6 protein-coding genes are annotated in these 5,279 nt (G+C 70.0%); 5 read left to right on the forward strand and 1 reads right to left on the reverse strand.

Going from position 1 to position 5,279, the window contains the following annotated elements:
* The coding region (locus ACFE71_RS14680) for a PaaI family thioesterase (protein ID WP_375429508.1) at positions 1 to 293 on the forward strand (293 nt) is incomplete at its 5' end.
* Here the strand turns inward: ACFE71_RS14680 and ACFE71_RS14685 are convergent.
* On the reverse strand, positions 277 to 1,446 hold the full coding sequence (locus ACFE71_RS14685) for a PQQ-dependent sugar dehydrogenase (protein WP_375429509.1): 1,170 nt from the start codon (positions 1,444 to 1,446) through the stop codon (positions 277 to 279). The genes ACFE71_RS14680 and ACFE71_RS14685 overlap by 17 nt on opposite strands.
* A 194-nt stretch (positions 1,447 to 1,640) precedes the next feature.
* Here ACFE71_RS14685 and rimP point away from each other — a divergent pair, with 194 nt between their 5' ends.
* From rimP to ACFE71_RS14705, 4 genes are all read left to right on the forward strand, one after another.
* Complete coding sequence (rimP, locus tag ACFE71_RS14690; RefSeq protein ID WP_375429510.1) at positions 1,641 to 2,213, forward strand: ribosome maturation protein RimP; 573 nt, start codon at positions 1,641 to 1,643, stop codon at positions 2,211 to 2,213.
* Positions 2,213 to 3,883 (forward strand): transcription termination factor NusA, encoded by a 1,671-nt coding sequence (nusA, locus tag ACFE71_RS14695; RefSeq protein WP_375429511.1) that lies wholly within the window; start codon positions 2,213 to 2,215, stop codon positions 3,881 to 3,883. The genes rimP and nusA overlap by 1 nt, the downstream gene beginning before the upstream one ends.
* On the forward strand, positions 3,864 to 4,709 hold the full coding sequence (locus tag ACFE71_RS14700; protein WP_375429512.1) for a DUF448 domain-containing protein: 846 nt from the start codon (positions 3,864 to 3,866) through the stop codon (positions 4,707 to 4,709). The genes nusA and ACFE71_RS14700 overlap by 20 nt, the downstream gene beginning before the upstream one ends.
* The coding region (locus ACFE71_RS14705; protein WP_375429513.1) for a translation initiation factor IF-2 associated domain-containing protein at positions 4,706 to 5,279 on the forward strand (574 nt) is incomplete at its 3' end. The genes ACFE71_RS14700 and ACFE71_RS14705, both read left to right, overlap by 4 nt.

Below are 5,279 nucleotides of genomic sequence, written 5' to 3' on the forward strand. Positions count from 1 at the left end.
TCGGCCGCCCGGGCTTCCTCCACGGCGGCGCGATCTCGGGCCTGCTCGAGATGGCCGCGATCGTCGCGCTCCGGCACGCCCTGGCCGAGGAGGGCGGAGGCCGCATCAAGCCCGTGAACGTCACCGTCGACTTCATGCGTGGCGGCCGCGATAAGCCGACCCGCGCCGCCGGGATCGTCACCCGTCTCGGCGGCCGCGTCGCGAACGTCGAGGCGGCCGCCTGGCAGGACGATCGCGACCGCCCGATCGCGAGCGCCCGGATGAACTACCTGCTCGTCAGGCTTTCGGGGTGAGCTTCAGCAGCCGCCCCCGCGACCCGCCGCGCCCGTCCTCCAGCAGGTACACCGCGCCGTCCGGCCCCTGCTCCACCTCGCGGATGCGCGCGCCCATGTCCCATTGCTCGCCCTTGCTGGCCGCGGTCCCGTTCAGGTCGACGCGCACCAGCGCCTTGGACGACAGCCCGCCGATGAACGCGTCGCCGCGCCAGGCGGGGAACATCGACCCCGAATAGATCATCAGTCCGCTCGGCGAGATCACCGGGTTCCACGACACCTTGGGCGCTTCGAACCCGTCGCCGGGCTTGTGGTCGGGGATCGGGCGGCCGTCATAGTGATCGCCGTTCGACGCGCGTGGGTAACCGTAATTCGCGCCGGCGCGGATCAGATTGACTTCGTCGCCGCCCTTGGGACCCATCTCCTGCTCCCACAAATTGCCCTGCGCGTCGAACGCGACGCCGAGTAGGTTGCGATGGCCGTAGCTCCACACCTCGGGCGCGAAGCCCTTCGCGGCCAGCGGGTTGCCCGGCGCGGGCTTGCCGTCGAGCGTCAGGCGCAGCACCTTGCCGAGCGTCGCCTTGGGATCCTGCGCGGGCTCGAACTGCTGGCGCTCGCCCGCCGTGAAGAACAGGTGACGACCGTCGGGCGCGAAGGCGATGCGGCCCGAATAATGCCCGTCGCCCTCGATCGCCGGCCCGGCGGTGAACAAGGTCTGGGTCGCCTCGAGCCGCGCGCCCGAACCGCTTTCGGTCAACCGTCCGCGAGCGAGCACCACCGACTTGCCGCCCGGCACCGACGCGGAATAGCTGAGATACACCAAGCCGGACCGCGCGAAGTCGGGCGCGACGACCACGTCCATCAACCCGCCTTGCCCCTTGCTGTCGACCCGCGGAATGCCCGCCACCACCGTCCGTTGCTGGCCGTCGGCCGACACCAGCAGCAACCGCCCGTCCTTCTCCGTCACCAGCATCCGCCCGCCGGAAATGAACGTCATCGCCCACGGCGCGTCGAAATCGGCCACCGGCGTCACCACGAACGGGCGGGCCTCCGACATCGCCGCCTGCGGCTTGCCCACATACGCGCCTTGCGGCTGGCTCGCCTGCCGGGAATCGGCCGGCCCCGAACAGGCGATGAGCATTGTGGGAACGGCCGCGAGCGGAGGAAGGCGCATGAAGTGGGAGCTCCTGATTCAGGTTAGGGTGGGAACGCGCGGAGCCGGGCTGAGGATGCACCCTTGCCGACCTAGCGCATTCCTCGTATGTCACAGACGTATTCTCGACATCGTTAGCGGTGAAGAGGCTGCGGGGTTTGCCTCGCGGCGCTGAAAACCTCGTACCCGTCACCCGCGTCCGGACCCTTGTCGATTTGACCGACCTAGCCCTTCTCCACCGACTGATCGAGCCCGAGGCCCAGAGCCTGGGCTTCGCGCTCGTCCGCGTGCGGATGATCGGCGGCAAGTCCGACCCGACGCTTCAGGTCATGGCCGAGCGTCCCGACACGCGCCAGCTGACGATCGACGACTGCGCCGACCTGTCGCGCCGCATCTCCGACGTGATGGACATATTGGAGGAGCAGGGTCGCGACCCGATCGAGGAGGCGTACCGGCTCGAGGTGTCGAGCCCGGGCATCGACCGCCCGCTCACCCGCCTCGCCGACTTCGCCGACTGGGCAGGGCACGAGGCACGCATCCATCTCGACGCCCCGGTGGGCGGCCGCAAGCAACTGACCGGCGACCTGGTCGGCGTCGAGGGCGACCGCGTCACGATCGACGTGAAGAAGCACGGCCCCATGACGATCGGCTTCGCCCAAGTCGCCGACGCCAAGCTCCTGCTCACCGACCGGCTCATCGCCGCCACCAAGCCGCTCTCCACGGAGGGAGCGGACGAATATGAAGACGAGGCGGACGAAGACGCCGCCCCAGCAGAGGAACAAGCATAATGGCCGCCCAAGCCGCATCCACCGCCCCCGCGACCGCCACCGCGAACCGCGCGGAACTGATCGCGATCGCCAATTCGGTCGCGACCGAGAAGATGATCGACCGCGCCATCGTCATCGAGGCGATGGAGGACGCGATCCAGCGCGCCGCCAAGAACCGCTACGGCGCCGAGATGGAGATCCGCGCCAAACTCGACTCGACCACCGGCGACCTCAGGCTCTGGCGCGTGGTCGAAGTGGTCGAGCTCGTCGACGACATATACAAGCAGGTCGACGTGGCGGGCGCGCAGAAGCTCCAGGCCGGGGCGGTCGTGGGCGACTATCTCGTCGACCCGCTCCCCCCGATCGAGTTCGGCCGCATCCAGGCGCAGGCGTCCAAGCAGATCATCTTTCAGAAGGTCCGCGACGCCGAGCGCGCGCGCCAATATGAGGAGTTCAAGGACCGCCAGGGCGAGATCATCACCGGCGTCGTCAAGCGCGTCGAGTTCGGCCATGTCGTCGTCGACTTGGGGCGCGCGGAGGGCGTGATCCGCCGCGACGCGCAGATCCCGCGCGAGGTGGTGCGCGTCAACGACCGCATTCGTTCGCTGATCCTGAAGGTATCGGAGGAAATCCGCGGCCCCCAGATCTTCCTCAGCCGCGCGCATCCCGACTTCATGAAGAAGCTGTTCGCGCAGGAGGTGCCCGAGATCTATGATGGCATCATCACCATCATGGCCGCCGCGCGTGACCCCGGTTCGCGCGCCAAGATCGGCGTGATCAGCCGCGACTCGTCGATCGACCCCGTCGGCGCGTGCGTCGGCATGAAGGGCTCCCGCGTCCAGGCGGTCGTCCAGGAAATGCAGGGCGAGAAGATCGACATCATCCCCTGGTCGCCCGATGTCGCCACCTTCGTCGTCAACGCGCTCCAGCCCGCGAGCGTGGCCCGCGTGCTGATCGACGAGGAGGAGGACCGGATCGAGGTGGTCGTCCCCGACGACCAGCTCTCGCTCGCCATCGGCCGCCGCGGCCAGAATGTCCGCCTCGCGTCGCAGCTGACGGGCAAGGCGATCGACATCATGACCGAGGCCGATTCGTCCGAGAAGCGCCAGCGCGAGTTCACGCAGAACACCGAGCTGTTCCAGGGCGAGCTCGATGTCGACGAGACGCTTGCCCAGTTGCTCGTCGCCGAGGGCTTCGGCCAGCTGGAGGAGGTCGCCTATGTCGAGATCGAGGAGCTCGCCGCGATCGAGGGCTTCGACGAGGACCTCGCCTCCGAGCTCCAGAACCGCGCGCTCGACGCGCTCGACCGCCGCGAACAGGCCAACCGCGAGGAACGCCAGGCGCTCGGCGTCGAGGACTCGCTGGTGGACATGCCGCACCTGAACGAGGCGATGCTCGTCACGCTCGGCAAGGCCGGGATCAAGACGCTCGACGACCTGGCCGACCTCGCGACCGACGAGCTGGTCGAGAAGAGGCGTGTCGAGCCCCGCCGCCGCAACGAGGACGCACCCAAGCGCCCCGAGCCCAAGGGTGGCATCCTGTCGCAATATGGCTTGAGCGACGAGCAGGGCAACGAGATCATCATGGCCGCCCGCGCCCACTGGTTCGAGGACGAGGACGCGCCGATCGACGCCGCCGCGCCCGCCTCCGAGACCACCGGGGAGGTCGCCGATGCGAACTCCGAACAATGACACCGGCGCTCTAAGCTCCCCTCCCGCCTCGCGGGAGGGGTTCGGGGAAGGCCTGTCGGCAAACACGGCACCCACCCCGGACAGCCCCTCCCCTAGCCCCTCTCGCAAGCGGGAGGGGAACGATGACGGTCCCGTCCGCCGCTGCATCCTGTCGGGCGAACGCGACGCGCGGGGTGGCCTGGTCCGCCTCGCGCTCGGCCCGGACGGGCAGGTCCATCCGGACGTGCGCGCCAAGGCACCCGGTCGCGGCGCGTGGATCGGCGTGACTCGCGCCGAGCTGGAGGTCGCGCTCGCCAAGGGCAAGCTGCGCGGCGCGCTCGCCCGCGCGTTCAAGAGCGGCGAGTTCACCGTCGCGCCCGACCTGCCCCAGCGGATCGCCGACGCGCTCGAGCGGAACGCCACCGACCGGCTCGGGCTGGAGGCGAAGAGCGGGACGCTAATCACCGGCTCCGACAAGATCGAGGGCGCGGCGCGCGGCGGCCAGCTGCGCGCGCTCTACCACGCCGCCGACGCGCGCGAGGATGGGATGCGCAAGCTCGCCCAAGGGTGGCGCGTCGGGTCCGACCGCGAGGGCTCCGAGCTGAAGGGGGTGGTTCTCCCCTTCCCGCGCCCCATATTGTCTGTAGCGTTGGGCCGCGAGAATGTCGTACATATCGGCCTGACCGACCGCGCTGCGGCGAAGCGGGTGGGCGAAGCGCTCGACCGCTGGTTGCATTACATCGGCCCCATGACCCTGTTCGCACCTTGCGAAACGGCCTCGCAAGGCGCATCGGCGCTCCCGGCGACGGGTACGCCCTCGACCGCGAATATTGAGGAATACGAGTGAGCGACACCGACAACGACAAGCCCAAGCTCGGCATGCGTGCGCCCCTTGGGCTGCGGCGCACGGTCGAGACCGGCAAGGTGAAGCAGAGTTTCAGCCACGGCCGTTCCAACACGGTGATCGTGGAGACGAAGAAGCGCCGGTTCACGCGCCCCGGCGAGACCGCGCCCGACGCCGGTCCGGAAGTCGAGGCCGCGTCCGCCGCCCTCAATTCCCTCGTCGAGGCGCAGGCACCGCAGCCCGTGCCCACGCCCGCCCGCGCCGCGCCGTCGAACGAGACCGCGCAGGAGCGCCAGGCGCGCATGCTCCGCGAAGCCGCCGAGGGTCGCAGCGCGATCCTCGAAGAGTCGCGCCGCCGCCAGGAAGTCGATCGCCAGCGCGCCGCCGATGAGGAGCGCGCCCGTTCCGAGGAGCGCGACCGCGTCGAGGCGGAGGCCCAGGCCGCGCCGCCCGCGCCGGAGCCCGCGCCCGTGATCGAGCCCACGCCCGAGCCGATCGTCGCCGAGCCCGCGCCGGTCGCCGAGCCGGTCGCCGTCCCGCGCGCCGAGCCCGAGGTCGCGCGCGCCGCCCAGG

This window comes from uncultured Sphingomonas sp., assembly GCF_964237155.1.
Lineage (GTDB): Bacteria > Pseudomonadota > Alphaproteobacteria > Sphingomonadales > Sphingomonadaceae > Sphingomonas.